The sequence below is a fragment of the Escherichia sp. WS3227_2 genome, assembly GCF_046486495.1.
In the GTDB taxonomy this organism is placed as follows: Bacteria; Pseudomonadota; Gammaproteobacteria; order Enterobacterales; family Enterobacteriaceae; genus Escherichia; species Escherichia coli.
This window is the reverse complement of record NZ_JBJQLG010000012.1, coordinates 96,910-123,303: the sequence shown is the minus strand read 5'-3', so window position 1 is coordinate 123,303 and position 26,394 is coordinate 96,910. Positions and strand designations below refer to the sequence as shown.

Annotated in this window: 28 protein-coding genes and 1 other annotated feature; of the genes, 20 read left to right on the top strand and 8 right to left on the bottom strand. The window is 51.7% G+C overall.

Going from position 1 to position 26,394, the window contains the following annotated elements:
- Positions 1 to 20 precede the first annotated feature (20 nt).
- Positions 21 to 677 (bottom strand): hypothetical protein, encoded by a 657-nt coding sequence (locus ACJHXB_RS17565; protein WP_000772949.1) that lies wholly within the window; start codon positions 675 to 677, stop codon positions 21 to 23.
- Between the two features lie 277 nt (positions 678 to 954).
- On the opposite strand from ACJHXB_RS17565, the gene dgoR reads away from it, so the two are divergent.
- The 5 genes from dgoR (at position 955) to ACJHXB_RS17540 (ending at position 5,677) form a co-directional block, all read left to right on the top strand.
- Positions 955 to 1,644, top strand: coding sequence for a D-galactonate utilization transcriptional regulator DgoR (dgoR, locus tag ACJHXB_RS17560; RefSeq protein ID WP_000174306.1), 690 nt, complete (start codon positions 955 to 957; stop codon positions 1,642 to 1,644).
- Complete coding sequence (gene dgoK, locus ACJHXB_RS17555; RefSeq protein WP_000127073.1) at positions 1,641 to 2,519, top strand: 2-dehydro-3-deoxygalactonokinase; 879 nt, start codon at positions 1,641 to 1,643, stop codon at positions 2,517 to 2,519. The genes dgoR and dgoK overlap by 4 nt, the downstream gene beginning before the upstream one ends.
- Positions 2,503 to 3,120: a 2-dehydro-3-deoxy-6-phosphogalactonate aldolase gene (dgoA, locus tag ACJHXB_RS17550; protein WP_001198714.1), complete on the top strand. Its 618-nt coding sequence runs from the start codon at positions 2,503 to 2,505 to the stop codon at positions 3,118 to 3,120. The genes dgoK and dgoA overlap by 17 nt, the downstream gene beginning before the upstream one ends.
- Positions 3,117 to 4,265, top strand: a complete 1,149-nt coding sequence (gene dgoD, locus ACJHXB_RS17545; RefSeq protein ID WP_000705001.1) for a galactonate dehydratase — start codon at positions 3,117 to 3,119, stop codon at positions 4,263 to 4,265. Before dgoA ends, dgoD begins: the two co-directional genes overlap by 4 nt.
- A 74-nt stretch (positions 4,266 to 4,339) precedes the next feature.
- Positions 4,340 to 5,677 carry an MFS transporter gene (locus tag ACJHXB_RS17540; protein ID WP_410233521.1) on the top strand — a complete coding sequence of 446 codons (1,338 nt, stop codon included), beginning with the start codon at positions 4,340 to 4,342 and terminating at the stop codon, positions 5,675 to 5,677.
- Here ACJHXB_RS17540 and cbrA read toward each other — a convergent pair.
- Complete coding sequence (cbrA, locus tag ACJHXB_RS17535) at positions 5,674 to 6,738, bottom strand: colicin M resistance lipid reductase CbrA (RefSeq protein ID WP_001604976.1); 1,065 nt, start codon at positions 6,736 to 6,738, stop codon at positions 5,674 to 5,676. The genes ACJHXB_RS17540 and cbrA overlap by 4 nt on opposite strands.
- A gap of 100 nt (positions 6,739 to 6,838) precedes the next feature.
- On the opposite strand from cbrA, the gene ACJHXB_RS17530 reads away from it, so the two are divergent.
- Entirely contained in the window at positions 6,839 to 8,053 is a 1,215-nt protein-coding gene (locus ACJHXB_RS17530) for a DUF3748 domain-containing protein (RefSeq protein ID WP_001469008.1), read from the top strand.
- 1 nt (position 8,054) lies between these two features.
- On the opposite strand, the gene ACJHXB_RS17525 is transcribed toward ACJHXB_RS17530, so the two are convergent.
- Entirely contained in the window at positions 8,055 to 8,387 is a 333-nt protein-coding gene (locus ACJHXB_RS17525; RefSeq protein ID WP_019843073.1) for a YceK/YidQ family lipoprotein, read from the bottom strand.
- A gap of 239 nt (positions 8,388 to 8,626) precedes the next feature.
- Positions 8,627 to 8,699: a sequence feature (ROSE (Repression Of Heat Shock gene Expression) occurs in the 5'-region of heat shock genes and acts as an RNA thermometer to modulate expression.), on the top strand.
- On the opposite strand from ACJHXB_RS17525, the gene ibpA reads away from it, so the two are divergent.
- The 3 genes from ibpA to ACJHXB_RS17510 all read left to right on the top strand — a co-directional run bounded on the left by ibpA (position 8,693) and on the right by ACJHXB_RS17510 (position 11,503).
- Positions 8,693 to 9,106, top strand: a complete 414-nt coding sequence (ibpA, locus tag ACJHXB_RS17520) for a small heat shock chaperone IbpA (RefSeq protein ID WP_001243437.1) — start codon at positions 8,693 to 8,695, stop codon at positions 9,104 to 9,106. (Overlaps the previous feature by 7 nt.)
- 111 nt (positions 9,107 to 9,217) lie before the next feature.
- Positions 9,218 to 9,646 carry a small heat shock chaperone IbpB gene (gene ibpB / locus ACJHXB_RS17515; RefSeq protein ID WP_001243431.1) on the top strand — a complete coding sequence of 143 codons (429 nt, stop codon included), beginning with the start codon at positions 9,218 to 9,220 and terminating at the stop codon, positions 9,644 to 9,646.
- A 195-nt stretch (positions 9,647 to 9,841) separates the two neighbouring features.
- On the top strand, positions 9,842 to 11,503 hold the full coding sequence (locus ACJHXB_RS17510; RefSeq protein WP_001279763.1) for a putative transporter: 1,662 nt from the start codon (positions 9,842 to 9,844) through the stop codon (positions 11,501 to 11,503).
- Here the strand turns inward: ACJHXB_RS17510 and ACJHXB_RS17505 are convergent.
- Positions 11,500 to 12,216 (bottom strand): GntR family transcriptional regulator, encoded by a 717-nt coding sequence (locus ACJHXB_RS17505; RefSeq protein WP_001469009.1) that lies wholly within the window; start codon positions 12,214 to 12,216, stop codon positions 11,500 to 11,502. The two genes, ACJHXB_RS17510 and ACJHXB_RS17505, sit on opposite strands and share 4 nt — an antisense overlap.
- Before the next feature lie 296 nt (positions 12,217 to 12,512).
- Between ACJHXB_RS17505 and ACJHXB_RS17500 the strand changes: the two genes are divergently transcribed.
- Entirely contained in the window at positions 12,513 to 14,129 is a 1,617-nt protein-coding gene (locus ACJHXB_RS17500) for a PTS sugar transporter subunit IIB (RefSeq protein ID WP_000952127.1), read from the top strand.
- The gene (locus ACJHXB_RS17495; protein ID WP_000160110.1) at positions 14,129 to 15,451 is read left to right on the top strand and encodes a 6-phospho-alpha-glucosidase; all 1,323 of its coding nucleotides are present in this window, start codon (positions 14,129 to 14,131) and stop codon (positions 15,449 to 15,451) included. Before ACJHXB_RS17500 ends, ACJHXB_RS17495 begins: the two co-directional genes overlap by 1 nt.
- Here the strand turns inward: ACJHXB_RS17495 and ACJHXB_RS17490 are convergent.
- Entirely contained in the window at positions 15,448 to 16,341 is an 894-nt protein-coding gene (locus ACJHXB_RS17490; protein WP_001469010.1) for a helix-turn-helix transcriptional regulator, read from the bottom strand. The genes ACJHXB_RS17495 and ACJHXB_RS17490 overlap by 4 nt on opposite strands.
- Before the next feature lie 166 nt (positions 16,342 to 16,507).
- Between ACJHXB_RS17490 and ACJHXB_RS17485 the strand changes: the two genes are divergently transcribed.
- A complete protein-coding gene (locus ACJHXB_RS17485) occupies positions 16,508 to 18,223 on the top strand; it encodes a solute:sodium symporter family transporter (RefSeq protein ID WP_001087125.1) in 1,716 nt (571 codons plus the stop codon).
- The gene (locus ACJHXB_RS17480; RefSeq protein WP_000828513.1) at positions 18,220 to 19,713 is read left to right on the top strand and encodes a sulfatase-like hydrolase/transferase; all 1,494 of its coding nucleotides are present in this window, start codon (positions 18,220 to 18,222) and stop codon (positions 19,711 to 19,713) included. The genes ACJHXB_RS17485 and ACJHXB_RS17480 overlap by 4 nt, the downstream gene beginning before the upstream one ends.
- Before the next feature lie 46 nt (positions 19,714 to 19,759).
- Here ACJHXB_RS17480 and yidI read toward each other — a convergent pair whose 3' ends face one another.
- Positions 19,760 to 20,209 carry a protein YidI gene (yidI, locus tag ACJHXB_RS17475; RefSeq protein WP_000511310.1) on the bottom strand — a complete coding sequence of 150 codons (450 nt, stop codon included), beginning with the start codon at positions 20,207 to 20,209 and terminating at the stop codon, positions 19,760 to 19,762.
- Between the two features lie 107 nt (positions 20,210 to 20,316).
- Here yidI and ACJHXB_RS17470 point away from each other — a divergent pair, with 107 nt between their 5' ends.
- Genes ACJHXB_RS17470 through ACJHXB_RS17460 form a run of 3 tightly spaced genes read left to right on the top strand, consistent with a single transcriptional unit; the run spans position 20,317 to position 21,510 of the window.
- The gene (locus ACJHXB_RS17470; protein WP_000703955.1) at positions 20,317 to 20,664 is read left to right on the top strand and encodes a YidH family protein; all 348 of its coding nucleotides are present in this window, start codon (positions 20,317 to 20,319) and stop codon (positions 20,662 to 20,664) included.
- Complete coding sequence (locus ACJHXB_RS17465; RefSeq protein ID WP_001113437.1) at positions 20,654 to 21,016, top strand: DUF202 domain-containing protein; 363 nt, start codon at positions 20,654 to 20,656, stop codon at positions 21,014 to 21,016. The genes ACJHXB_RS17470 and ACJHXB_RS17465 overlap by 11 nt, the downstream gene beginning before the upstream one ends.
- On the top strand, positions 21,013 to 21,510 hold the full coding sequence (locus tag ACJHXB_RS17460) for a radical SAM protein (protein ID WP_000148049.1): 498 nt from the start codon (positions 21,013 to 21,015) through the stop codon (positions 21,508 to 21,510). The genes ACJHXB_RS17465 and ACJHXB_RS17460 overlap by 4 nt, the downstream gene beginning before the upstream one ends.
- A 7-nt stretch (positions 21,511 to 21,517) precedes the next feature.
- On the opposite strand, the gene emrD is transcribed toward ACJHXB_RS17460, so the two are convergent.
- Positions 21,518 to 22,702, bottom strand: coding sequence for a multidrug efflux MFS transporter EmrD (emrD, locus tag ACJHXB_RS17455; RefSeq protein WP_001604975.1), 1,185 nt, complete (start codon positions 22,700 to 22,702; stop codon positions 21,518 to 21,520).
- Between the two features lie 81 nt (positions 22,703 to 22,783).
- Between emrD and ysdE the strand changes: the two genes are divergently transcribed.
- Complete coding sequence (gene ysdE / locus ACJHXB_RS17450) at positions 22,784 to 22,858, top strand: protein YsdE (protein WP_211180519.1); 75 nt, start codon at positions 22,784 to 22,786, stop codon at positions 22,856 to 22,858.
- A gap of 123 nt (positions 22,859 to 22,981) precedes the next feature.
- On the opposite strand, the gene tisB is transcribed toward ysdE, so the two are convergent.
- Entirely contained in the window at positions 22,982 to 23,071 is a 90-nt protein-coding gene (gene tisB / locus ACJHXB_RS17445) for a type I toxin-antitoxin system toxin TisB (RefSeq protein WP_000060506.1), read from the bottom strand.
- A 564-nt stretch (positions 23,072 to 23,635) separates the two neighbouring features.
- Here tisB and ivbL point away from each other — a divergent pair.
- The 3 genes from ivbL to ilvN all read left to right on the top strand — a co-directional run bounded on the left by ivbL (position 23,636) and on the right by ilvN (position 25,822).
- The gene (ivbL, locus tag ACJHXB_RS17440; RefSeq protein WP_001312198.1) at positions 23,636 to 23,734 is read left to right on the top strand and encodes an ilvB operon leader peptide IvbL; all 99 of its coding nucleotides are present in this window, start codon (positions 23,636 to 23,638) and stop codon (positions 23,732 to 23,734) included.
- A 105-nt stretch (positions 23,735 to 23,839) separates the two neighbouring features.
- Entirely contained in the window at positions 23,840 to 25,528 is a 1,689-nt protein-coding gene (gene ilvB, locus ACJHXB_RS17435) for an acetolactate synthase large subunit (protein ID WP_000168458.1), read from the top strand.
- A 3-nt stretch (positions 25,529 to 25,531) separates the two neighbouring features.
- Positions 25,532 to 25,822: an acetolactate synthase small subunit gene (gene ilvN / locus ACJHXB_RS17430; RefSeq protein ID WP_001181706.1), complete on the top strand. Its 291-nt coding sequence runs from the start codon at positions 25,532 to 25,534 to the stop codon at positions 25,820 to 25,822.
- Positions 25,823 to 26,394 lie beyond the last annotated feature (572 nt).

Genomic DNA, 26,394 nt, shown 5'->3' with positions numbered 1-26,394 from the left:
AACGCGTTTGCCCGCAGCGATTAACAATTTCTGGTAGTGCATAAAATCACGAACTGCAGTGGTGACGTTACTATATCCAGCGTAAGAGTGACTGGTAGCAGCGCATTAACGAGGCCGCGCGGAACGCCATCTGATGCTTTGTACTCATAAAATCCCACCGTAAAGGGTTGATGGAAAACCATCACGTTTGAGTAATCCGCTTTTTTATTTTTCTGGTGGATAGAGCCTTTCAGGCCGTCCAGCATCCATGTACAACGGCTGGTATCACAAATAAAACCATATTGTGTTGCCAGTGCCTTATCTTCTTCGTTGTTCCAGTCGTAATAGAGCGTAATAGCACCAGAGAAATTCTTATTACTGCTGCTTAAAATAAATTTCGCGTTATCAGAAACGGTGATTCTTTCACCATGAATTGCCGGATCGTTCAGCATTTTAACCACCTCACCGCCGCCGGTGGTCAACAGATAGTCCAACGATTCACCAACAAAAACATAGCCTTTCGTACCGTTACTATCCTCTGCCAGCGATAAACCCTTAATCGTATCTGACCGCCATTGCTCGGCATGTGGACGGCTTGCAGTATTGGAAACCAATCCCCAGGTGATACATCCGGTCAACGCAAATGCCAAAGAACACAAACTGGCAGCCTTAAAAAATCCCTTAAAATTCAACTTCATGATTAATCCTTTAAACGAGTAGCTAAGCCGTTGAAAGCATACTCTTCTTTCCCTCCTGTTTAGCGTCTGACATCCCTTTTCAGATTTCTGCCCGACGCATGTCATTTTTTTATGCATTGTTCTTTTTGTGATCTAAATTGTAGTACAACAATATAAATTTGTACTACATTACACGCACAGCAAACGCGAACGTCATCACGCTGGTACTACAAAGTTGCCGCGTTATGCATCGATCGGGGTAAAGTAGAGAAGAACATACAGAGCACAAGGACTCTCCATGACTCTCAATAAAACCGATCGCATTGTCATTACGCTGGGTAAACAGATCGTTCACGGCAAATACGTACCAGGCTCTCCACTTCCGGCTGAGGCGGAGCTCTGTGAAGAGTTTGCAACCTCGCGCAACATCATCCGTGAGGTGTTCCGTTCGCTGATGGCGAAGCGGCTGATTGAAATGAAACGTTATCGCGGCGCGTTTGTGGCACCGCGTAACCAGTGGAATTACCTCGACACTGACGTACTGCAATGGGTGCTGGAAAACGACTACGACCCACGGCTTATCAGTGCCATGAGCGAAGTGCGAAACCTGGTGGAACCGGCGATTGCCCGTTGGGCGGCAGAACGCGCGACTTCCAGCGATCTGGCGCAGATTGAATCGGCGCTGAACGAGATGATTGCCAACAATCAGGACCGCGAAGCGTTTAACGAAGCGGATATTCGCTACCACGAGGCGGTGCTGCAGTCGGTGCATAACCCGGTGTTACAGCAACTTAGCATTGCGATCAGTTCGTTGCAGCGGGCGGTTTTTGAACGAACCTGGATGGGCGATGAGGCCAACATGCCGCAAACGCTCCAGGAACATAAGACGCTGTTCGATGCAATACGGCATCAGGACGGCGATGCGGCAGAGCAGGCGGCGCTTACCATGATCGCCAGCTCGACACGAAGGTTAAAGGAAATCACATGACAGCTCGCTACATCGCAATTGACTGGGGATCGACCAATCTGCGCGCCTGGCTTTATCAGGGCGACCACTGCCTGGACAGCAGGCAATCAGAAGCAGGCGTCACGCGTCTGAACGGAAAATCTCCGGCTGCGGTGTTAGCAGAAGTGACGACCGACTGGCGTGAAGAGAATACGCCAGTGGTAATGGCAGGAATGGTCGGCAGCAATGTCGGCTGGAAAGTCGCGCCGTATTTATCCGTTCCTGCCCGTTTTTCGTCTATTAGCGATCAATTAACGTCGGTTGGCGACAATATCTGGATTATTCCCGGATTATGCATCTCTCATGACGATAACCATAATGTGATGCGCGGCGAAGAAACACAATTGATCGGCGCGCGTGCTCTGGCTCCTTCCTCTCTTTATGTCATGCCCGGTACGCATTGCAAATGGGTGCAGGCCGATAGCCAGCAAATCAACGATTTTCGCACCGTGATGACCGGTGAATTACATCATTTACTGTTAAATCACTCATTGATTGGCGCAGGTTTGCCGCCGCAGGAAAACTCTGCCGATGCCTTCGCGGCTGGCCTTGAGCGTGGCCTTAATGCGCCCGCCATATTGCCGCAGCTTTTTGAAGTTCGCGCCTCGCATGTGCTGGGAACGCTTCCCCGTGAACAGGTCAGCGAATTTCTCTCTGGTTTGTTGATTGGCGCAGAGGTCGCCAGTATGCGCGACTATGTGACCCATCAACACGCCATCACCCTTGTCGCCGGAACATCGCTGACCGCGCGCTACCAGCAAGCCTTTCAGGCGATGGGGTGCGACGTGACGGCGGTAGCGGGCGACACGGCATTTCAGGCTGGTATAAGGAGCATCGCTCATGCAGTGGCAAACTAAACTCCCGCTGATCGCCATTTTGCGCGGTATTACGCCCGACGAGGCGCTGGCGCATGTTGGCGCGGTGATTGACGCCGGGTTCGACGCGGTTGAAATCCCGCTGAATTCCCCACAATGGGAGCAGAGCATTCCCGCCATCGTTGATGCGTATGGCGACAAGGCGTTGATTGGCGCAGGTACGGTACTGAAACCTGAACAGGTCGATGCACTCGCCAGGATGGGCTGCCAGCTCATCGTTACGCCCAATATCCATAGTGAAGTGATCCGCCGTGCGGTGGGCTACGGTATGACCGTTTGCCCCGGCTGCGCGACGGCGACCGAAGCCTTTACAGCGCTCGACGCGGGCGCGCAGGCGCTGAAAATATTTCCGTCATCGGCTTTTGGTCCGCAATACATCAAAGCGTTAAAAGCGGTATTACCACCGGACATCGCAGTCTTTGCCGTTGGCGGCGTGACGCCAGAAAACCTGGCGCAGTGGATAGACGCAGGTTGTGCAGGAGCAGGTTTAGGCAGCGATCTCTATCGCGCCGGGCAGACCGTAGAACGCACCGCGCAGCAGGCAGCAGCATTTGTTAAGGCGTATCGAGAGGCAGTGCAATGAAAATCACCAAAATTACCACGTATCGTTTACCTCCCCGCTGGATGTTCCTGAAAATTGAAACCGATGAAGGCGTGGTCGGTTGGGGCGAGCCCGTGATCGAAGGCCGCGCCCGTACGGTGGAAGCGGCAGTTCACGAGCTGGGTGACTATTTGATTGGTCAGGATCCATCGCGCATCAATGACTTATGGCAAGTGATGTATCGCGCCGGATTTTATCGTGGCGGTCCGATCCTGATGAGCGCCATTGCCGGGATCGACCAGGCGTTATGGGATATCAAAGGTAAAGTGCTGAACGCGCCGGTCTGGCAACTGATGGGCGGCCTGGTTCGCGACAAAATTAAAGCCTACAGTTGGGTCGGCGGCGATCGTCCGGCGGATGTTATCGACGGCATTAAAACGCTGCGCGAAATCGGCTTCGATACCTTCAAACTGAACGGTTGTGAAGAACTGGGGCTAATTGATAACTCCCGCGCGGTAGATGCGGCAGTCAACACAGTGGCACAAATTCGTGAAGCTTTTGGCAATCAGATTGAGTTTGGTCTTGATTTCCACGGTCGCGTCAGCGCGCCGATGGCGAAAGTGCTGATTAAAGAACTGGAGCCGTATCGCCCGCTGTTTATTGAAGAGCCGGTGCTGGCGGAACAGGCCGAATACTACCCGAAACTGGCGGCACAAACGCATATTCCACTGGCGGCGGGTGAACGCATGTTCTCACGCTTCGATTTTAAACGCGTGCTGGAGGCGGGCGGTATTTCGATTCTGCAACCGGATCTCTCTCATGCAGGCGGTATTACCGAATGCTACAAAATTGCCGGAATGGCAGAAGCCTATGACGTGACCCTTGCGCCGCACTGTCCTCTCGGACCGATTGCACTGGCGGCTTGTCTGCATATCGACTTTGTTTCCTATAACGCCGTACTTCAGGAACAAAGTATGGGCATTCATTACAACAAAGGCGCGGAGTTACTCGACTTTGTGAAAAACAAAGAAGACTTCAGCATGGTCGGCGGTTTCTTTAAACCATTAACGAAACCGGGCTTAGGTGTGGAAATCGACGAAGCTAAAGTTATTGAGTTCAGTAAAAATGCCCCGGACTGGCGTAATCCGCTCTGGCGTCATGAAGATAACAGCGTAGCAGAGTGGTAATTCCTGCCACGTAAGCCCCTCATCGGGCACTAAAACAGCAATACAAAAATATAACCCTCTGTAAATTACAGGGCATGGTGAGCGGCTTCGCTATGCCCAAAATCTGGAGAAAGCTCGCTATGGATATTCCCGTTAATGCAGCAAAGCCGGGGCGTCGGCGTTATCTGACGCTGGTGATGATCTTTATTACGGTGGTCATTTGTTATGTTGACCGCGCTAACCTGGCCGTGGCTTCCGCCCATATTCAGGAAGAGTTCGGTATTACCAAAGCGGAAATGGGCTATGTATTTTCGGCCTTCGCCTGGCTTTATACGCTATGCCAGATCCCCGGCGGTTGGTTTTTAGATCGCGTAGGTTCTCGCGTGACTTATTTTATTGCGATATTTGGCTGGTCAGTGGCGACTTTATTCCAGGGCTTTGCCACGGGATTAATGTCATTAATTGGTCTGCGCGCGATAACCGGTATTTTCGAAGCGCCCGCTTTCCCGACCAATAACCGGATGGTGACCAGCTGGTTCCCGGAACATGAACGCGCTTCCGCCGTTGGTTTTTATACGTCTGGTCAGTTTGTCGGTCTGGCGTTTCTGACTCCGCTGCTGATCTGGATTCAGGAAATGTTGAGCTGGCACTGGGTGTTCATTGTCACTGGTGGTATCGGCATTATCTGGTCGCTGATTTGGTTTAAGGTTTATCAGCCGCCGCGCCTGACTAAAGGTATCAGCAAAGCTGAACTGGATTACATTCGTGATGGCGGCGGTCTGGTGGATGGTGATGCGCCGGTGAAGAAAGAGGCGCGTCAGCCGTTAACAGCCAAAGACTGGAAACTGGTGTTCCATCGTAAACTGATTGGCGTCTATCTTGGGCAATTTGCGGTGGCTTCTACACTGTGGTTTTTCTTAACCTGGTTCCCGAACTATTTAACCCAGGAAAAAGGAATCACAGCGCTGAAAGCAGGATTTATGACCACGGTGCCGTTTCTTGCGGCGTTTGTCGGCGTCCTGCTCTCTGGCTGGGTCGCGGATCTGCTGGTACGTAAGGGCTTTTCACTGGGCTTTGCGCGTAAAACGCCGATTATCTGCGGCTTGCTGATCTCCACCTGCATTATGGGCGCTAACTACACCAACGATCCGATGATGATTATGTGCCTGATGGCGCTGGCATTCTTCGGCAACGGTTTTGCTTCGATTACCTGGTCGCTGGTCTCTTCTCTGGCACCGATGCGCCTGATTGGTTTAACCGGCGGCGTGTTTAACTTTGCCGGTGGTCTGGGCGGCATCACCGTTCCGCTGGTGGTGGGGTACCTGGCGCAGGGTTACGGTTTCGCACCTGCACTGGTTTATATTTCTGCCGTCGCGTTGATTGGCGCGCTCTTTTACATCCTGCTGGTGGGCGATGTGAAGCGCGTTGGCTAATCTTTCAACTGTGGAATATGCGCCACACCACTGCGCATAATCCACTTTCTTAAAGCCGGTGCGGTCAGGCATCGGCTTTTTACTATCTTGCCGAAGAGTTTTAAACGCAGTTTGCGGGTGGCGCGCCAGTAGGCGGCGTTGCTCTTCTCCGGCTGCTTCAGTAACACTGAACGCAGAATCTCTGCGCTATCCAGCGCATAGCTAATTCCCTCCAGCGAGCTGGCGCTGATAAATCCCGCTGCTTCACCAATCAGAAAGGCATTGTCCTTACCGCAGACAAAATCCTGCCAACGTGAGGGAAACAACACGGTACATTTCTCACTTTTCACCGCTTTGCCAAACTGGAACTGAAAGGCGCTCATTTTCTCTTTCAGCGTCGCGAAACGCGTCTGACCGTCTTTCATTGGATAGGCACCGCCAAAGATAAAATAACCGTCTTTGCTGATACTCCATGAGTAACAGTCAGTTATCGCATTATCAAAGATGCAGGAGTAGAACGGCACCGGATGCTTCTCTGCGAACCACTGCTGGATAGCGACATATTTACGAATTTGATGGTCCGGGTAGAGATGTCGCCGCACCATCGAGTTGGCACCATCGGCACCGACCAGATAGCGGGCGGTAATATGCTGCTCCCAACCGTCTGCACGAAAAATGACATGCCATTTATCATCCTCACGCCAGATTTTTCGACACAGGCTATCGTGGTAAACCTCAACGCTGGCGGGGATCAGCGATTTCATCCACAAGTCGAAAGCGTGGCGATTAATATTGATATAGCTTCGCTGGTAGTTACGTGTGAGCGATGCGGCGACGTCGACGGTTTTGACGCTGAAAATCTGCGGGTTGGCGATCACATCGACAGGAAGCGTCAGTCCATCGCGAATAAAAGATCGCTGCGCGTCCGGTGCCAGCAGACCGCCGCAGGGTTTGCTGAAACCTTCAGTACCATGCTGGTGCTTTTTATCCAGCGCGATCACCTGCATTTTGTCTGCTAACTTTCGCGCCAACGCCGAACCTGCTGGACCGAGGCCAATAATCGCCACGTCGAAATGTTCCATCTTTTCACTCACATTCATCACGATGGCAAAAGACTATTGTCTGAAAGTGAAGTCCTTGTGAAGTATGATGGCGGGACCCGTTTTGTATCAGGACCGCGCCATGAAACAGATAACCTTTGCTCCCCGTAATCACCTGCTCACCAATACCAATACCTGGACGCCCGACAGCCAGTGGCTGGTATTTGACGTGCGTCCTTCTGGGGCGTCGTTTACTGGCGAGACCATTGAGCGTGTGAATATCCATACCGGCGAGGTCGAGGTTATCTATCGCGCGTCACAGGGCGCACACGTCGGCGTGGTGACCGTTCATCCGAAGTCAGAGAAATATGTCTTTATTCACGGCCCGGAAAATCCTGATGAAACATGGCATTACGACTTCCATCATCGGCGCGGAGTGATTGCTGAAGGCGGCAAGGTGAGCAATCTCGATGCAATGGATATTACCGCGCCGTACACCCCAGGAGCGCTGCGCGGCGGCAGCCATGTGCATGTCTTTAGCCCGAACGGAGAAAGGGTGAGCTTTACCTATAACGACCATGTAATGCATCAACTCGATTCGGCGCTGGATTTGCGAAACGTCGGTGTTGCTGCGCCGTTTGGCCCGGTCAATGTACAAAAGCAGCATCCGCGTGAATACAGCGGTAGCCACTGGTGTGTGCTGGTGAGTAAAACCACGCCCACGCCGCAGCCTGGCAGTGATGAAATCAATCGTGCTTATGAAGAAGGATGGGTAGGAAATCACGCGCTGGCGTTTATTGGCGACACACTTTCGCCAAAGGGCGAGAAAGTGCCGGAGCTATTTATCGTTGAGTTACCGCAAGATGAAGCTGGCTGGAAAGCGGCAGGTGATGCGCCGTTAAGTGGAACGGAAACAACCCTGCCCGCGCCACCGCGTGGCGTCGTGCAGCGACGTTTAACCTTTACCCACCATCGGGCTTATCCGGGGTTAGTCAACGTCCCGCGCCACTGGGTGCGCTGTAATCCGCAGGGTACGCAAATCGCGTTTTTAATGCGTGATGATAACGGCATTGTGCAACTGTGGCTTATCTCGCCACAAGGCGGCGAGCCGCGCCAGTTAACCCATAATAAAACGGATATTCAGTCTGCATTTAACTGGCATCCGTCAGGAGAATGGTTGGGCTTTGTGCTGGATAATCGAATTGCTTGCGCCCATGCGCAAAGCGGCGAGGTTGAGTATTTAACCGAAAACCACGCCAATCCACCTTCTGCGGACGCCGTGGTCTTCTCGCCGGATGGTCAGTGGCTGGCGTGGATGGAAGGCGGCCAGCTGTGGATCACCGAAACTGATCGCTAAATCAGTTATCAGGCATTCTGGCGGGTGGAATAACCGCATTTGTGGCTTGCGCGTTGGCTTCGCTTTTTTCAACGCGTGAGCGCACCGAGCTGTCTTTGCGGAACACATCCCACGGCAGTAAAAGCGTGTCCATCACAGCGGTAAACGGCATATCGAGAATCGCCAGCGACTTAGTGCCCCAGTTGGTTTCCTCGTCGCCAATCATGGTGGCGCTGGCGCGGGTGCCGGGATACGTTCCTTCTTTCCCCCCGGTATGGGACATCACGCTGGAGCATCCTCCGAGTAATGTCATTCCGCTGCATATCATGAACGCTAACAACACATTTCTTATCATAATAAATTCATCTGTTGATCGTGGGTGTTGGCCTGATGAGTTATAGCGATCCCTTGCTGAAAATAACATCATCATTACGTCGCACTGTGGCGGCTATCGCACTTTAACGTTTCGTGCTGCCCCCTCAGTCTATGCAATAGACCATAAACTGCAAAAAAAAGTCCGCTGATAAGGCTTGAAAAGTTCATTTCCAGACCCATTTTTACATCGTAGCCGATGAGGACGCGCCTGATGGGTGTTCTGGCTACCTGACCTGTCCATTGTGGAAGGTCTTACATTCTCGCTGATTTCAGGAGCTATTGATTATGCGTAACTTTGATTTATCCCCGCTTTACCGTTCTGCTATTGGATTTGACCGTTTGTTTAACCACTTAGAAAACAACCAGAGCCAGAGTAATGGCGGCTACCCTCCGTATAACGTTGAACTGGTAGACGAAAACCATTACCGCATTGCTATCGCTGTGGCTGGTTTTGCTGAGAGCGAACTGGAAATTACCGCCCAGGATAATCTGCTGGTGGTGAAAGGTGCTCACGCCGACGAACAAAAAGAGCGCACCTATCTGTACCAGGGCATCGCTGAACGCAACTTTGAACGCAAATTCCAGTTAGCTGAGAACATTCATGTTCGTGGCGCTAACCTGGTGAATGGTCTGCTGTATATCGATCTCGAACGCGTGATTCCGGAAGCGAAAAAACCGCGCCGTATCGAAATCAACTAATTCCTTAAGGCCGCCTGGCGCGGCCTGACATCTCCATGCTCGCCGTCAGGGAGCATATGCGAATCTTCGGATTTGCAGGTACTTACTCGCTTCTTAGAAGGAGAAATGACTATGCGTAACTTCGATTTATCCCCACTGATGCGTCAATGGATCGGTTTTGACAAACTGGCCAACGCACTGCAAAACGCCGGTGAAAGCCAGAGCTTCCCGCCGTACAACATTGAGAAAAGCGACGATAACCACTACCGCATTACCCTTGCGCTGGCAGGTTTTCGTCAGGAAGATTTAGAGATTCAACTGGAAGGTACGCGCCTGAGCGTAAAAGGCACGCCGGAGCAGCCAAAAGAAGAGAAAAAATGGCTGCATCAAGGGCTTATGAATCAGCCATTTAGCCTGAGCTTTACGCTGGCTGAAAATATGGAAGTCTCTGGCGCAACCTTCGTAAACGGTTTACTGCATATTGATTTAATTCGTAATGAGCCTGAACCCATCGCAGCGCAGCGTATCGCTATCAGCGAACGTCCCGCGTTAAATAGCTAACTAGCTATTCTCTTTGCCCCGCCATTCTGGTGGGGCTTTTTTTGTCTTTCTTCTTCAACAATGCGTTAATTTTCGCCTGTTTAAGATATTTCGGCACGTTCTTTCCCGTGATAATGTGCGCTATAAGGCAAATCTGCTTCACCGATTCAGCCATAATCCGTAGCAATTAAAATGTTATCTCAAGAGAAATGGACGATGAGTGATATAGCATTAACGGTCAGTATTCTGGCTTTGGTGGCAGTCGTCGGTTTGTTTATCGGCAACGTCAAATTTCGCGGCATAGGATTAGGTATTGGCGGCGTGCTGTTTGGTGGGATCATCGTCGGCCATTTTGTTTCTCAGGCGGGGATGACATTAAGTAGCGATATGCTGCATGTTATTCAGGAATTTGGCCTGATCCTGTTCGTTTATACCATCGGGATTCAGGTGGGTCCGGGCTTCTTTGCCTCATTGCGCGTCTCCGGATTACGCCTCAACCTGTTTGCTGTTCTGATCGTCATCATCGGTGGTCTGGTTACCGCCATCCTGCATAAACTGTTTGATATTCCACTGCCGGTAGTGCTGGGGATTTTCTCCGGTGCGGTAACCAATACGCCAGCACTGGGGGCAGGGCAGCAGATCTTGCGCGACCTGGGTACACCAATGGAAATGGTCGATCAGATGGGGATGAGTTACGCGATGGCGTATCCATTCGGCATTTGCGGGATTTTGTTCACCATGTGGATGTTGCGGGTTATTTTCCGCGTCAATGTCGAGACAGAAGCCCAGCAGCACGAGTCTTCACGCACCAATGGCGGCGCGCTGATCAGGACTATCAATATTCGCGTTGAGAACCCTAATCTGCATGATTTAGCCATTAAAGATGTACCGATTCTCAACGGCGACAAAATTATCTGCTCGCGTCTGAAACGAGAAGAAACCCTAAAAGTACCTTCGCCAGATACCATTATCCAACTGGGCGATTTGCTGCATCTGGTGGGGCAGCCAGCGGATTTACATAATGCGCAACTGGTGATTGGTCAGGAGGTCGATACCTCGCTGTCCACGAAAGGCACTGATTTACGCGTCGAGCGTGTGGTGGTCACCAATGAAAACGTGCTCGGAAAACGTATTCGCGACCTGCACTTTAAAGAACGCTATGACGTTGTTATCTCGCGCCTGAACCGTGCCGGGGTCGAACTGGTCGCCAGTGGCGATATCAGCCTGCAGTTCGGCGATATCCTCAACCTGGTGGGGCGTCCGTCCGCAATTGATGCCGTTGCCAATGTGCTGGGGAATGCGCAGCAAAAACTGCAACAGGTTCAGATGTTGCCGGTGTTTATTGGTATCGGGCTTGGCGTATTGTTAGGCTCTATTCCCGTCTTTGTGCCGGGATTCCCGGCCGCGTTGAAACTGGGGCTGGCGGGCGGTCCGCTGATTATGGCGTTGATCCTCGGGCGTATCGGCAGTATCGGTAAGCTGTACTGGTTTATGCCGCCAAGCGCCAACCTCGCGCTGCGGGAGCTGGGGATCGTGCTGTTCCTCTCGGTAGTGGGGCTGAAATCTGGTGGGGATTTTGTGAATACCCTGGTCAATGGCGAAGGGCTAAGCTGGATTGGATATGGTGCCCTGATCACCGCCGTTCCGCTGATTACTGTTGGTATTCTGGCGCGGATGTTAGCCAAAATGAATTACCTGACCATGTGCGGGATGCTGGCTGGCTCCATGACCGATCCTCCGGCGCTGGCGTTTGCTAATAATCTTCATCCAACGAGCGGTGCGGCGGCGCTCTCTTACGCCACTGTCTATCCGTTAGTGATGTTCCTGCGCATTATCACCCCCCAATTACTGGCGGTGCTCTTCTGGAGTATCGGTTAACTCTTTTCCGGGTGGAGTCGCCGTAAATGGTACTCCACCTGGTATTCGTTGGCATTTCTGAACATTACTGAATAATTCAAAAACTCCCCGCTCTCGCTATATGACAACGAGGTGATCCGCAGCAGTGGCGTGTTCTCCGCTACCTTCATTTGCCGCGCCAGCAGTCTATCGGCGAGCACCGGCGTCAGGCTTTCATAATTACCGCCAATCAGAATCCCGCACTCTTGTTCAATATATTCAAACTTCGACCCTTCCAGATGTTGCAGCGAAAGATTACGGAACAGTTTTACCGGCATATAGCTGTCTTCCAGCATCAGCGGTTTCCCTTCCACAAAACGAACGCGACGGGAGAAGTAGATCTGCTCGTTGATTTGAATCCGTAACTGGCTGGCAATGGCCGGAGGCGCAGGCATGATTTCAAAAATCAGCACCTGGCTGGTGACCGTTTTTCCCTGGCGTTTTAACACCTCCACCAGCCCGGTCAGGCTGGCGGTTTGATGCAATACATCTTTGCGCACCAGGTAAGTACCGCTACCGTGGCGGCGGACCACCAGCCCCCACGCCACCAGCAGATCAATGGCTTTACGGATGGTCATCCGCGATACCGCAAACTCTTCCGCCAGCTTTTTTTCACCGGGAAGAAGGCTGTTTAGCGTGAAATCTGCGGAATTAAGTCGAATTCTTAACCGCTCCGCAATGCTTTTGTAGATCATCTCTAGATCTCTTTTTTTGCCTGAAAGCCCGGGTAATACGCCCACAAGTTCTGCTTAATCGATTGAAAAAACATCTTTTTTTTAAAGATGTGTTCGATGCTGTGTACCAGTGCTCACAGATGTCTACTTTTTTGCGAAAACGTAGATCTCTACCGCCCAACGAAAAGCATGAAAGCGATCACGAATCCCACTGGGTCGTCATGTTCTGCCGATCGCATCTTCCTATCCTCGCTCCAGGCCTGCCGCATAACCAATCAGGCTTCCTACTTACAGAATTGAGAAAAGAGGATGTGGAAATGCTCAGTCAAATTCAACGCTTTGGCGGCGCGATGTTCACGCCAGTGCTGCTGTTTCCCTTCGCCGGGATTGTGGTGGGTCTTGCCATCTTGCTGCAAAACCCGATGTTTGTCGGGGAATCACTGACCGATCCGAACAGTTTATTCGCGCAAATCGTACACATTATTGAAGAGGGCGGTTGGACGGTATTCCGTAATATGCCGCTGATTTTTGCTGTCGGTTTACCCATTGGCCTTGCGAAGCAAGCGCAGGGGCGTGCTTGTCTGGCGGTGATGGTGAGTTTCCTGACCTGGAACTATTTCATCAACGCGATGGGAATGACCTGGGGAAGCTACTTCGGCGTCGATTTCACTCAGGACGCGGTGGCTGGTAGCGGGCTGACAATGATGGCGGGGATTAAAACTCTCGATACCAGCATTATCGGCGCAATTATCATTTCCGGCATTGTGACGGCGTTGCATAACCGCCTGTTCGATAAAAAACTGCCGGTGTTTCTCGGCATTTTCCAGGGGACGTCTTATGTGGTGATTATCGCCTTCCTGGTGATGATCCCCTGCGCCTGGCTGACTTTGCTCGGCTGGCCAAAAGTACAAATGGGAATTGAATCTCTGCAAGCGTTCCTGCGTTCGGCGGGTGCGCTTGGGGTGTGGGTTTACACCTTCCTCGAACGTATTCTGATCCCAACCGGTTTACACCACTTCATCTACGGACCGTTTATCTTTGGTCCGGCAGCTGTTGAAGGCGGCATTCAGATGTACTGGGCGCAGCATCTGCAAGAGTTCAGTTTGAGCGCCGAGCCGCTGAAATCGTTGTTCCCGGAAGGCGGTTTTGCCCTGCACGGTAACTCAAAAATCTTTGGTGCCGTGGGCATTTCTTTAGCGATGTACTTCACTGCCGCACCGGAAAATCGGGTAAAAGTGGCGGGCTTGCTGATTCCCGCAACCTTAACCGCCATGCTGGTGGGAATTACCGAACCGCTGGAATTTACCTTCCTGTTCATTTCACCGTTGCTGTTTGCAGTACACGCCGTGCTGGCGGCCTCAATGTCGACCGTAATGTATCTCTTTGGTGTGGTGGGCAACATGGGCGGTGGTTTGATTGACCAGGTTTTACCGCAAAACTGGATCCCGATGTTCAGCAACCACGCGGATATGATGCTGACCCAAATCGCCATTGGGTTGTGCTTTACCCTGCTGTACTTCGTGGTTTTCCGCACCCTGATTCTGCAGTTCAACATGTGCACGCCGGGACGTGAAGATGCGGAAGTGAAACTCTACTCAAAAGCCGAATATAAAGCCTCGCGAGGCCAAACCACCGCGGCAGAGCCAAAAAAAGAGCTGGATCAGGCTGCCGGTATCCTGCAAGCCCTGGGCGGGGTCGGCAATATCTCCAGCATCAACAATTGCGCGACGCGTCTACGGATTGCACTGCATGACATGTCACAAACGCTGGATGACGAAGTCTTTAAAAAGCTGGGAGCGCACGGCGTCTTCCGTAGTGGCGATGCCATTCAGGTGATCATTGGTCTGCATGTATCCCAGCTACGTGAACAGCTCGATAGCTTAATTAATTCTCATCAATCAGCAGAAAATGTTGCCATTACGGAGGCAGTATAATGACCAAATTCTCAGTGGTTGTCGCAGGCGGTGGAAGCACCTTTACGCCAGGCATCGTGTTGATGCTCCTGGCGAATCAGGACCGTTTCCCGCTTCGTGCACTGAAATTTTATGATAACGATGGCGCGCGGCAGGAAGTCATTGCTGAAGCCTGTAAAGTCATCCTTAAAGAGAAAGCGCCGGACATTGCGTTTAGTTACACCACCGATCCTGAAGTGGCGTTCAGCGACGTTGATTTTGTCATGGCGCACATCCGCGTCGGCAAATACCCGATGCGCGAACTGGATGAAAAAATCCCGCTGCGCCACGGCGTTGTTGGACAGGAAACTTGCGGACCCGGCGGAATAGCGTACGGCATGCGTTCCATTGGCGGCGTCCTGGAACTGGTGGATTATATGGAAAAATATTCACCAAATGCCTGGATGCTCAACTACTCCAACCCGGCAGCCATTGTCGCAGAAGCCACGCGTCGTCTGCGCCCGAATGCGAAAATCCTCAACATCTGTGACATGCCAATCGGTATTGAAAGCCGGATGGCGCAAATTGTTGGGCTGCAAGATCGCAAACAGATGCGCGTGCGCTACTACGGCCTGAACCACTTTGGCTGGTGGACATCAATTGAAGATTTGCAGGGCAACGACCTGATGCCCCAGCTGCGGCAATATGTCTCTAAGCACGGTTATGTTCCACCGCAGCAAGATACACATACTGAAGCGAGCTGGAACGACACCTATGCAAAAGCGCGGGATGTCCAGGCACTGGACCCGGATACATTGCCGAACACCTATCTGAAATATTATCTCTTCCCGGATTATGTCGTTCAGCATTCCAACCCTGAACATACCCGCGCGAATGAGGTGATGGAACATCGCGAGAAACAGGTTTTCGATGCTTGCCGCGCCATTACGGCGGCAGGAAATTCAGCGGCGGGCAAGCTGGAAATTGACGAACATGCGTCATACATCGTCGATCTGGCGGCGGCAATTGCCTTCAACACTCAGGAGCGGATGTTGCTGATTGTGCCTAACAACGGGGCAATCCATAACTTTGATGATGAAGCGATGGTCGAGATCCCGTGTCTGGTCGGGCACAACGGACCAGAACCACTGGTGGTCGGCGATATCCCGCAGTTTCAGAAAGGGTTAATGAGTCAGCAAGTGGCGGTGGAAAAACTGGTCGTGGACGCCTGGGAACAGCGTTCATATCAGCACCTGTGGCAGGCGATTACGTTGTCGAAAACGGTACCGAGCGCCGCGGTCGCCAAAGCTATTCTGGATGAGTTGCTGGAGGCCAACAAAGCGTACTGGCCAGAGTTACGTTAATTGTGTGGACTGGCATCCGTTGGGTGCTGGTCCGTATTCTTCAGCACAGTTGACGGCGCATAACCAAATTTATGTTTAAAGGCTTTGCTGAAATGAAAGGAGTCGAAGAAGTTGAGCGTATCAGCGACTTCGCCAACCGAGTTCCCTTGTTGCTTTAATAGCGATAGCGCCAGATCCAGACGTGCATCGAGGTAATATTCTTTCGGCGTCTTGCCGGTATAGCGTAAAAACAGACGACGCAACCAGGCTTCGCTACAGGGGATCGTGGCAGCCATATCAGCTACGCTCCAGCGTTGTTGCAGACTGGCATGTAAAGTGGCAATTAGTTTTTCAATTTGCCGCCGTTGTGGATCTTTTTTACCGTCTGAGTACATAAGACAAATCCACTGATAAATAATTTTCGTCAGAAAAGCGACTGCCAGATTATTTTTTATTTCTTCTGGTGAAGTAATTAATTCAGCAACTTCGGTGAGTTCCTGATTATAAACTTCGCCATTATAAATAACGCTTTGCTGACCGACGGGAATATCCATCATACTGGTGGGGGTAAATTCCATCCAGTACTGTTCCCAGACTAAACCTTCACAGTGATAAGAGTGAATATCCATTGGCTTTAAAAATATAATACAGTTGCCATGCAGAGTTATTTGTTCGCCATTCTTTAAAATAATTTTCCCACATCCTTGTACGGTATACACCGCAACCCATGAGTTGGCGATAAGCGGTTTCTTCTTGTCCCGCGGCCAGATCACCCGATAATGCTCGTCGGCGTAGGTATGCCAGAGCGAGATCAGAGAAATTCCGCTGGAGATCACATTTTCGTTAATCAATAAGGGAATATTGTACGGAGTTTCGTTTTTTACATCCGAACTTTGCAATTTTCCATTCATTTTAATATCCCTCCGGCGAATTATGCTCACAACCTGAACTTAACAGAAAACAATCCGTTCAGGGATACGATGTTTGTATTTTAAGAATCTGACTGCCTGACCCGACGCATTTTACCTCTCCCTATATTCATGCGTCCGGGACATAAACATAAATAAGGGCTATGAGATGAATTCGTTACAAATCTTGAGTTTTGTCGGTTTTACGCTGCTGGTGGCGGTCATCACCTGGTGGAAGGTCCGTAAAGCAGATACCGGATCGCAACAAGGCTATTTTCTTGCCGGACGATCACTAAAAGCGCCGGTTATTGCCGCTTCGTTAATGTTAACCAACCTTTCCACGGAACAACTGGTCGGCCTTTCCGGGCAGGCCTACAAAAGCGGCATGTCGGTGATGGGCTGGGAAGTGACTTCAGCGGTGACGCTGATCTTCCTCGCGCTAATCTTTTTACCGCGCTATCTGAAGCGCGGCATTGCCACCATCCCCGATTTTCTGGAGGAACGTTATGATAAAACGACGCGTATTATCATCGACTTCTGCTTCCTCATTGCCACCGGCGTCTGCTTTCTGCCGATTGTTCTCTACTCCGGCGCGTTGGCGCTCAACAGCCTGTTTCACGTCGGGGAATCGTTACAAATTTCCCACGGCGCGGCTATCTGGCTACTGGTTATTTTGCTTGGTCTGGCGGGAATTTTGTATGCGGTAATCGGCGGACTGCGCGCAATGGCAGTGGCGGACTCCATTAACGGTATTGGGCTGGTTATTGGCGGGTTGATGGTACCGGTATTTGGCCTGATCGCGATGGGCAAGGGCAGCTTTACGCAGGGCATTGAGCAAATTACCACCGTTCACGCCGAGAAATTAAACTCAGTCGGTGGCCCGACCGATCCCTTGCCGATTGGCGCGGCATTTACCGGTTTAATTCTGGTGAACACCTTTTACTGGTGTACAAATCAGGGCATCGTGCAACGCACGCTGGCGTCAAAAAGCCTGGCGGAAGGGCAAAAGGGGGCGCTGTTAACGGCGGTGCTGAAAATGCTCGACCCGCTGGTACTGGTACTGCCAGGGTTGATTGCGTTTCATCTGTATCAGGATCTACCGAAAGCCGACATGGCCTACCCGACGCTGGTCAATAACGTTCTGCCAGTGCCACTGGTGGGTTTCTTCGGCGCGGTGTTATTTGGTGCGGTGATCAGTACCTTCAACGGCTTTCTGAATAGCGCCAGTACGTTATTCAGTATGGGTATTTACCGTCGCATCATTAACCAGAATGCCGAGCCGCAGCAGCTGGTCACCGTCGGGCGCAAATTTGGTTTCTTTATCGCCATCGTTTCGGTGCTGGTCGCGCCGTGGATCGCCAACGCGCCGCAGGGGCTGTATAGCTGGATGAAACAGCTCAACGGTATTTACAACGTGCCGCTGGTTACCATCATCATTATGGGCTTTTTCTTCCCGCGCATTCCGGCGCTGGCGGCAAAAGTGGCGATGGGGATTGGCATAATCAGCTACATCACCATCAACTATCTGGTGAAGTTCGACTTCCATTTCCTCTATGTGCTGGCCTGTACGTTCTGTATCAACGTGGTAGTGATGCTGGTGATCGGTTTTATCAAACCGCGCGCCACGCCGTTCACCTTCAAAGATGCGTTTGCGGTGGACATGAAACCGTGGAAAAACGTCAAGATCGCGTCAATGGGTATCCTGTTCGCGATGATTGGCGTCTATGCCGGGCTGGCTGAATTCGGCGGCTACGGTACGCGCTGGTTAGCGATGATCAGTTATTTCATTGCCGCCGTAGTGATTGTCTACCTGATTTTTGACAGCTGGCGGCATCGTCACGACCCAGCCGTAACCTTTACTCCCGACGCGAAGGATAGCCTATGAAACGCCCCAATTTTCTGTTCATCATGACCGATACCCAGGCCACCAATATGGTCGGTTGCTATAGCGGTAAGCCGCTGAATACGCAAAATATTGATAGTCTGGCGGCGGAAAGTATTCGCTTTAATTCCGCCTATACCTGTTCACCAGTTTGTACACCAGCGCGCGCCGGGCTGTTTACCGGTATCTACGCTAACCAGTCCGGCCCGTGGACCAACAACGTCGCGCCAGGCAAAAACATTTCCACCATGGGGCGCTACTTTAAGGATGCGGGCTATCACACCTGTTACATTGGCAAATGGCATCTCGACGGTCATGACTATTTCGGCACTGGCGAGTGTCCGCCGGAGTGGGACGCTGATTACTGGTTCGATGGGGCGAACTATCTTAGCGAACTGACGGAAAAAGAGATTAGCCTGTGGCGCAATGGCCTAAACAGCGTCGAAGATTTACAGGCGAACCATATTGACGAAACCTTCACCTGGGCGCACCGCATCAGCAATCGAGCGGTGGATTTTCTGCAACAGCCCGCGCGCGCCGAGGAACCCTTCCTGATGGTGGTTTCGTATGATGAGCCGCATCACCCGTTCACCTGTCCGGTGGAGTATTTAGAGAAATACGCTGATTTTTACTACGAGCTGGGCGAGAAAGCACAGGATGACCTGGCTAACAAACCGGAACATCACCGCTTATGGGCGCAGGCGATGCCATCGCCAGTCGGTGATGACGGGCTTTATCACCATCCGCTCTATTTTGCCTGTAATGACTTTGTTGATGACCAAATCGGACGGGTCATCAATGCCTTAACGCCAGAGCAACGTGAAAATACGTGGGTCATTTATACCTCCGATCATGGTGAAATGATGGGTGCACATAAGCTGATCAGTAAAGGAGCGGCGATGTATGACGACATCACCCGTATTCCGCTGATCATCCGTTCGCCGCAAGGGGAGCGGCGACAGGTCGATACGCCAGTCAGTCATATCGATTTACTGCCGACAATGATGGCGCTGGCAGATATTGAAAAACCAGAGATTCTGCCGGGGGAAAATATCCTTGCCGTGAAAGAGCCACGCGGCGTAATGGTGGAATTTAACCGCTACGAGATTGAGCATGACAGCTTTGGCGGTTTTATTCCGGTGCGTTGCTGGGTGACGGATGACTTTAAACTGGTGCTCAACCTCTTCACCAGTGATGAACTTTACGATCGCCGTAATGACCCAAATGAAATGCATAACCTGATCGATGATATCCGTTTTGCAGACGTTCGCAGCAAAATGCATGACGCCTTATTGGATTACATGGACAAAATTCGCGATCCGTTCCGCAGTTATCAATGGAGCCTGCGTCCGTGGCGTAAAGATGCACAGCCGCGCTGGATGGGGGCATTTCGTCCACGCCCACAAGATGGCTATTCGCCAGTAGTACGCGACTATGACACCGGCCTACCGACACAAGGGGTGAAGGTGGAAGAGAAAAAACAGAAGTTCTGACGATAATGCCCGCTGATGATCACCCGGCGGGCATTATTCAGGCTGCTTAAACCAGCGAACCGCCGGTCAGGAAGGAAAAGATAAGGAATATCAGCAAAATGCTGCACACGATGCCGATACCAAAAAGCAAGGTATGGAAAGCCAGCGTCCCGCCGCCAAAAACCAGCGCGCCGCGAATGCCCCAGCGATTTTCCTTACGCATACCGCCAACAAATGCGCAAAGTAGCGCAGCAATGGCCAGTGCGATACCGCTTTGATCGAGGATTTTATCGACATCCACGTCCTCTTTTTTCTCCACGGTGGTAATTTTTTCGCCTTTTATTCCGGCGAGAAGACCTCTTTTAATTTCAGCCGTTTTATCCGCCACGATGCTTTCAAGCGTTGGCTGTGGTGCGGAAAAAGGGCCGAATGAAAAGTGGATAATCCCCATCATTAAAGCGATGGCACCGAACAGCATGCCCAATGAACTGATTTTAGTTTGCGCTATGATACCCATCTGACCTCCTTGTAGCGGATGGCAAAAGCATATCAGGAAACGGGCGGACGAAATTCTTAAAAAAATCGCTAAAGATAGAGCGTTAGTGAAATTGCAAAGGAGCAACAATGAAAATTTCCCGCCTCGGAGAAGCGCCCGATTACCGCTTCTCGCTGGCTAATGAGCGTACTTTTCTGGCGTGGATCCGTACCGCACTAGGATTTCTGGCGGCGGGGGTTGGGCTTGACCAACTTGCGCCAGATTTCGCCACGCCCGTCATTCGCGAACTGCTGGCGTTGTTGTTGTGTCTGTTTTCCGGCGGGTTAGCGATGTATGGCTACTTGCGCTGGTTACGCAATGAAAAAGCGATGCGTCTGAAAGAGGACCTGCCCTATACCAACAGCTTATTAATCATCAGTTTAATATTGATGATCGTGGCGGTGATCGTCATGGGACTGGTGTTGTATGCCGGATAGCCGCAAAGCCAGACGCATTGCCGACCCAGGGCTGCAGCCGGAGCGTACATCACTGGCGTGGTTTCGTACCATGCTGGGCTACGGCGCGTTGATGGCGTTGGCTATCAAACACAACTGGCACCAGGCGGGCATGTTATTCTGGATTTCGATTGGCATTCTCACCATCGTGGCGCTGATCCTCTGGCACTACACCCGTAATCGCAATTTAATGGATGTCACGAATAGCGATTTTTCCCAATTTCACGTAGTCCGTGACAAATTTTTGATCTCCCTCGCGGTGTTATCTCTCGCAATACTGTTTGCTGTAACGCATATACATCAACTTATCGTATTTATTGAGAGAGTCGCATGACAGGAAGTCAGGTCATTGATGCTGAAGAGGACAGGCATAAACTGGTTGTAGAGTACAAGGATGCTCTGCAACCTGCCGATTTTTATCACAATTTCAAACAACGGGGTATCCGCTCCGTACAGCTCATTCCCCATCTTGAATTTGATGACCGGGGCGATCTGACGGCCGCTTCGGTGACAGCAGAGCTGTGGGGGAAATTTTTAATTACCCTGTTTGAGTGTTGGGTGCGGGCAGATATCAGTCGTATTTCGATTGAGCTTTTTGACGCCACCCTACAAAAATGGTGTGGCAGCGAAAACCCGCACTCGCGCCGTGACTGCCAAACGTGCGACTGGCATCGGCTGTGTCCGCACGCTCGGGAGGAGACGCCAGACAGCGTGCTATGTGCGGGCTATCAGGCGTTTTATTCTTACTCCGCACCGCATATGCGGGTGATGCGTGATCTGATAAAGCAGCATCGTTCTCCCATGGAGCTGATGACGATGCTGCGGTGATGTGCGCTTAAACGGGCTGCCCCTGATGCGACATCCGCGTCGCCAGCGGTAGCCAGCACAGCACGATCAACAATCCCATTAAGGTCATCAACAACCCCAGGCTGCCCTGACCGGTTTGCGGCAACATCGCTGATAGCGACGCCAGCACGCCGGAACCAATGTTTTGCAGACCGCCGACCAGCGCGCCTGCGGTGCCCGCCAGGAAGGGGAACGGTTCCATCGCGCCGCTGGTCGCCAGCGGAAACAGCATCCCGGCACCGAAAAAGAACAGCGCGGCGGGAACGAGCAGCGTCCAGACATTCATCACGCCAAACCAGTCGGGGATCCACATCAGCAAGCCAGCCAGCAGGCAGCAGATAACCGACTGCCACATCAACGTTGAGAAGCGTTTATTAGGACGTCCGGCAAACCATGCCCCAAAAAATGCCGCCGGAATCGGCAGAATAAACAAAATACTGACCGTCATACTGCTCAGCCCTAATACCGCGCCCATCAGCACGCCGGAGCAGGCTTCAAAGGCGGCAATCCCGGCCAGACCGCCAATCAGCATCAGCAAATAACAGTTAAAACCGCTGTTACCGAAAAGCGTTTTATAACTGGTAAGCAGGCGTGTGCGCGGTGCGTCGACCGGACGCGTTTCCGGCATCCAGCGGGCCATACTGAAGGTCACACCGGCGCAAAGTACCAACAAAAAGAGATAACAGGCGCGCCAGTTCCACATCGTATCCAGCAGACCACCGATTAGCGGTGCGAGCAACGGACTGACAAGAATCCCCATGTTTAACAAGCTGTTAGCGTGGCGCAACTGTGTCCGTTCATATAAATCACGCGGCAACGTACGCGCCATTACACCGCCAACGCCGGTGCCCATGCCCTGCATCGCGCTGGCGGCAATCAATACCGTCAAACTGGAGGTCGTGACCGCGACTAGCGTTGCCAGCATAAAAATGGACATTCCGATGAGGATCACCGGTCGGCGGCCCACGCGGTCGGAAATCGGGCCATAAAACAGCTGCGAGACACCGTAAGTCAGCAGATAAGCGCCCATTACGCTCTGCACCGCCCCTTCACGGACGTTGAGATCGCGCGCCATATCGGCAATAGCTGGAATATAAATGGTTTGCGCCATCTGACCGACGGCCACGAGTAATACCAACATCAATAACAAATTGACGTTTCTATGCCTTTTCATTATCACGGATGCTTTTATAAAAATAATTAGAATAAGTCACTACGCATTCCCATAAATGCGGGAGAGGAATCTATCACATTGATAAATGTTAGCCAGATATACGCCAGGAATGGGGAATTGTTTAGCGGCAGAATATGTAAACAAAAGCGGCAATAAATGTTGCCGGGAGGGATGGTAGGGCGGATAAGATGCATCAGCATCGCATCCGACACCAACCCGCACGCTAAATATGAAAGGGGAGCGGTTACCCGCTCCCCTTTGGTGCGACTTGAATCTGAATTACTTCAGGTATTTCAGAACAGCATCAAGCAGTTGCAGTGCTGCAACAATGAGTTTGAGGATAAGAATGGCGATATCCACCAGGCTCATACGCGTCTCCTGTGGTTCAGGAGCACTGCCAGCTGACGTACCTTTCCGCTGCCTGTTGCCAGCTGTTGTGCACGCGGTATCTCAAGGAGAAACGTTGTGCTTGTTGACATAACACAGTGTGCTCACGCGGGGTTAAGGCGCTGACGGCACCACCCGTTTCAGCCAGGACTTAGTGCGCCGGGTAACGATGCGGCCCCCACATAACACATTGCGTACAGTGATATTATAGAAGTTTACTGTATAAATAAACAGTAATATTTGGACAAAACGCAAACTATGATCGATACTCAACTATGCACTAAATACGTCAAAATTCGTGCCGAAATTGCGCGTTCTGCGCGGAACACGTATACTTTCAGTGTTGACATAATACAGTGTGCTTTGCGGTTACCAGCCGCAGGCGACTGACGAAACCTCGCTCCGGCGGGGTTTTTTGTTACCTGCAATTCAGTACAAAACGTGATCAACCCCTCAATTTTCCCTTGCTGAAAAATTTTCCATTGTCTCCCCTGTAAAGCTGTGCTTGTATAAATATTGTTAAACACAAAACCAACAAGGTCCCCAATGACTACTTCCATGTTCAACGCAAAACTACTACCAACTGCGCCATCCGCCGCAGTGGTCGTCGTGCGTGTGGTGGTGGTCGTCGGCAATGCGCCGTAGGGACTGGAACAACACACGATTCCAAAACCCCGCCGGCGCAAACCGGGCGGGGTTTTTCGTTTAAGCACCTCCCGGAAAGTCGGCCCAGAAGAAAAGGACTGGAGCATGGCAAGTTCGGGCACAACATCAACGCGTAAGCGCTTTACCGGCGCAGAATTTATCGTTCATTTCCTGGAACAGCAGGGCATTAAGATTGTGACGGGCATTCCGGGCGGTTCTATCCTGCCTGTTTACGATGCCTTAAGCCAAAGCACGCAAATCCGCCATATTCTGGCTCGCCATGAACAGGGCGCGGGGTTTATCGCTCAGGGAATGGCGCGCACCGACGGTAAACCGGCGGTCTGTATGGCCTGTAGCGGGCCGGGCGCGACTAACCTGGTGACCGCCATTGCCGATGCGCGGCTGGACTCCATCCCGTTGATTTGCATCACCGGTCAGGTTCCCGCCTCGATGATCGGCACCGACGCCTTCCAGGAAGTGGACACCTACGGCATCTCTATCCCCATCACCAAACACAACTATCTGGTCAGACATATCGAAGAACTCCCGCAGGTCATGAGCGATGCCTTTCGTATTGCGCAATCAGGCCGCCCTGGCCCGGTGTGGATAGACATTCCTAAGGATGTGCAAACGGCCGTTTTTGAGATTGAAGCACAGCCCGCTATGGCAGAAAAAGCCGCCGCACCCGCTTTTAGCGAAGAAAGCATTCGTGACGCAGCGGCAATGATTAATGCTGCCAAACGCCCGGTGCTTTATCTGGGCGGCGGTGTGATCAATGCGCCTGCGCGAGTGCGTGAACTGGCGGAGAAAGCGCAGCTGCCTACCACCATGACTTTAATGGCGCTGGGCATGTTGCCAAAAGCGCATCCGTTGTCGCTGGGTATGCTGGGGATGCACGGTGTGCGCAGCACCAACTATATCTTGCAGGAGGCGGATCTGCTGATTGTTCTCGGCGCGCGTTTTGATGACCGGGCGATTGGCAAAACCGAGCAGTTCTGTCCGAATGCGAAAATTATTCATGTCGATATCGATCGCGCAGAGCTGGGTAAAATCAAGCAGCCGCACGTAGCGATTCAGGCGGATGTTGATGACGTGCTGGCGCAGCTGATCCCGCAGGTGGAAGCGCAACCGCGTGCAGAGTGGCACCAGTTGGTAGCGGATTTGCAGCGCGAATTCCCGTGTCCAATCCCGAAAGCGTGCGATCCATTAAGCCATTACGGCCTGATCAACGCCGTTGCCGCCTGTGTCGATGACAATGCGATTATCACCACCGACGTGGGTCAGCATCAGATGTGGACCGCGCAGGCTTATCCGCTCAATCGCCCACGCCAGTGGCTGACCTCCGGTGGGCTGGGCACGATGGGCTTTGGTCTGCCTGCGGCCATTGGCGCGGCGCTGGCGAACCCGGATCGCAAAGTGTTGTGTTTCTCCGGCGACGGCAGCCTGATGATGAATATTCAGGAGATGGCGACCGCCAGTGAAAATCAGCTGGATGTCAAAATCATTCTGATGAACAACGAAGCGCTGGGGCTGGTACATCAGCAACAGAGTCTGTTCTACAAGCAGGGCGTTTTTGCCGCTACCTATCCGGGAAAAATCAACTTTATGCAGATTGCCGCCGGATTCGGCCTCGAAACCTGTGATTTGAATAACGAAGCCGATCCGCAGGCTGCATTGCAGGAAATCATCAATCGACCAGGTCCGGCGCTGATCCATGTGCGTATTGATGCCGAAGAAAAAGTATACCCGATGGTGCCGCCAGGTGCGGCGAATACTGAAATGGTGGGGGAATAAGCCATGCAAAACACAACTCATGACAACGTGATTCTCGAACTCACCGTTCGCAACCATCCGGGCGTAATGACCCACGTTTGTGGCCTTTTTGCCCGTCGCGCTTTTAACGTCGAAGGCATTCTCTGCCTGCCGATTCAGGACAGCGACAAAAGCCATATCTGGCTACTGGTCAATGACGACCAGCGTCTGGAGCAGATGATAAGCCAAATCGATAAGCTGGAGGATGTGGTGAAAGTGCAGCGTAATCAGTCCGATCCGACGATGTTTAACAAGATTGCAGTGTTTTTTCAGTAAGGAGCGACATTAAACCGCTCGGGGGAGTTACTGATGAGCGATTTTTGATAGATCCGTTCAGATATATAGGGTGAAATTGTGCCAGAGACCATCTCAGGCACAATTTATTAGCCCAGGACGTTAATTTAAGTCGCTGCACCGGTAACCTGGGGGGACAGTTAGGGCTAAAATTTCCAGCGATGGTGTTAAATTCTGATTGCTGTCTATACCAGTGGTCATGACCAGCATTCTATTAATTAATGGTTCATCGAGAGGTATATTATGGCAAGCCCTATAAACAGCGGAATAATGATGGCAAATCTCTGCCCTTCCACCTTTTTGGATAAAAATATAAATATCGCTGCTGAGCTTGATATTACAAATAATGAGAAAAAATATTCACCTGGCAGTAATTTTGCAAAATGGATGTTGCAGGAAATAAAGCGCTTAATACTAAATATCATGTCCGGTTCTCGGAGTGTTAACACCGATATTCTTGACTATTTCCACCCTATGCCAGGCACGGAAAATAATGGCAATCGTACCTGGATGGCGGCAACTGGAGAGAACGAATATACCGAAATCAAACAAAC

Excerpts from the sequence above, each read along its gene's own strand:
- ibpB (WP_001243431.1), top strand. The coding sequence starts at position 9,218 with ATGCGTAACTTCGATTTATCCCCACTGATGCGTCAATGGATCGGTTTT.
- ACJHXB_RS17495 (WP_000160110.1), top strand. The coding sequence starts at position 14,129 with ATGACCAAATTCTCAGTGGTTGTCGCAGGCGGTGGAAGCACCTTTACG.
- dgoA (WP_001198714.1), top strand. The coding sequence starts at position 2,503 with ATGCAGTGGCAAACTAAACTCCCGCTGATCGCCATTTTGCGCGGTATT.
- ilvB (WP_000168458.1), top strand. The coding sequence starts at position 23,840 with ATGGCAAGTTCGGGCACAACATCAACGCGTAAGCGCTTTACCGGCGCA.
- dgoR (WP_000174306.1), top strand. The coding sequence starts at position 955 with ATGACTCTCAATAAAACCGATCGCATTGTCATTACGCTGGGTAAACAG.
- dgoD (WP_000705001.1), top strand. The coding sequence starts at position 3,117 with ATGAAAATCACCAAAATTACCACGTATCGTTTACCTCCCCGCTGGATG.
- ACJHXB_RS17500 (WP_000952127.1), top strand. The coding sequence starts at position 12,513 with ATGCTCAGTCAAATTCAACGCTTTGGCGGCGCGATGTTCACGCCAGTG.
- ACJHXB_RS17525 (WP_019843073.1), bottom strand. The coding sequence starts at position 8,387 with ATGATAAGAAATGTGTTGTTAGCGTTCATGATATGCAGCGGAATGACA.
- ACJHXB_RS17510 (WP_001279763.1), top strand. The coding sequence starts at position 9,842 with ATGAGTGATATAGCATTAACGGTCAGTATTCTGGCTTTGGTGGCAGTC.
- emrD (WP_001604975.1), bottom strand. The coding sequence starts at position 22,702 with ATGAAAAGGCATAGAAACGTCAATTTGTTATTGATGTTGGTATTACTC.
- ACJHXB_RS17465 (WP_001113437.1), top strand. The coding sequence starts at position 20,654 with ATGCCGGATAGCCGCAAAGCCAGACGCATTGCCGACCCAGGGCTGCAG.
- ACJHXB_RS17565 (WP_000772949.1), bottom strand. The coding sequence starts at position 677 with ATGAAGTTGAATTTTAAGGGATTTTTTAAGGCTGCCAGTTTGTGTTCT.
- tisB (WP_000060506.1), bottom strand. The coding sequence starts at position 23,071 with ATGAGCCTGGTGGATATCGCCATTCTTATCCTCAAACTCATTGTTGCA.
- ilvN (WP_001181706.1), top strand. The coding sequence starts at position 25,532 with ATGCAAAACACAACTCATGACAACGTGATTCTCGAACTCACCGTTCGC.
- ibpA (WP_001243437.1), top strand. The coding sequence starts at position 8,693 with ATGCGTAACTTTGATTTATCCCCGCTTTACCGTTCTGCTATTGGATTT.
- ACJHXB_RS17485 (WP_001087125.1), top strand. The coding sequence starts at position 16,508 with ATGAATTCGTTACAAATCTTGAGTTTTGTCGGTTTTACGCTGCTGGTG.
- ACJHXB_RS17530 (WP_001469008.1), top strand. The coding sequence starts at position 6,839 with ATGAAACAGATAACCTTTGCTCCCCGTAATCACCTGCTCACCAATACC.
- dgoK (WP_000127073.1), top strand. The coding sequence starts at position 1,641 with ATGACAGCTCGCTACATCGCAATTGACTGGGGATCGACCAATCTGCGC.
- ACJHXB_RS17505 (WP_001469009.1), bottom strand. The coding sequence starts at position 12,216 with ATGATCTACAAAAGCATTGCGGAGCGGTTAAGAATTCGACTTAATTCC.
- ACJHXB_RS17490 (WP_001469010.1), bottom strand. The coding sequence starts at position 16,341 with ATGAATGGAAAATTGCAAAGTTCGGATGTAAAAAACGAAACTCCGTAC.
- ACJHXB_RS17460 (WP_000148049.1), top strand. The coding sequence starts at position 21,013 with ATGACAGGAAGTCAGGTCATTGATGCTGAAGAGGACAGGCATAAACTG.
- cbrA (WP_001604976.1), bottom strand. The coding sequence starts at position 6,738 with ATGGAACATTTCGACGTGGCGATTATTGGCCTCGGTCCAGCAGGTTCG.
- ivbL (WP_001312198.1), top strand. The coding sequence starts at position 23,636 with ATGACTACTTCCATGTTCAACGCAAAACTACTACCAACTGCGCCATCC.
- yidI (WP_000511310.1), bottom strand. The coding sequence starts at position 20,209 with ATGGGTATCATAGCGCAAACTAAAATCAGTTCATTGGGCATGCTGTTC.
- ACJHXB_RS17470 (WP_000703955.1), top strand. The coding sequence starts at position 20,317 with ATGAAAATTTCCCGCCTCGGAGAAGCGCCCGATTACCGCTTCTCGCTG.
- ACJHXB_RS17480 (WP_000828513.1), top strand. The coding sequence starts at position 18,220 with ATGAAACGCCCCAATTTTCTGTTCATCATGACCGATACCCAGGCCACC.
- ACJHXB_RS17540 (WP_410233521.1), top strand. The coding sequence starts at position 4,340 with ATGGTGAGCGGCTTCGCTATGCCCAAAATCTGGAGAAAGCTCGCTATG.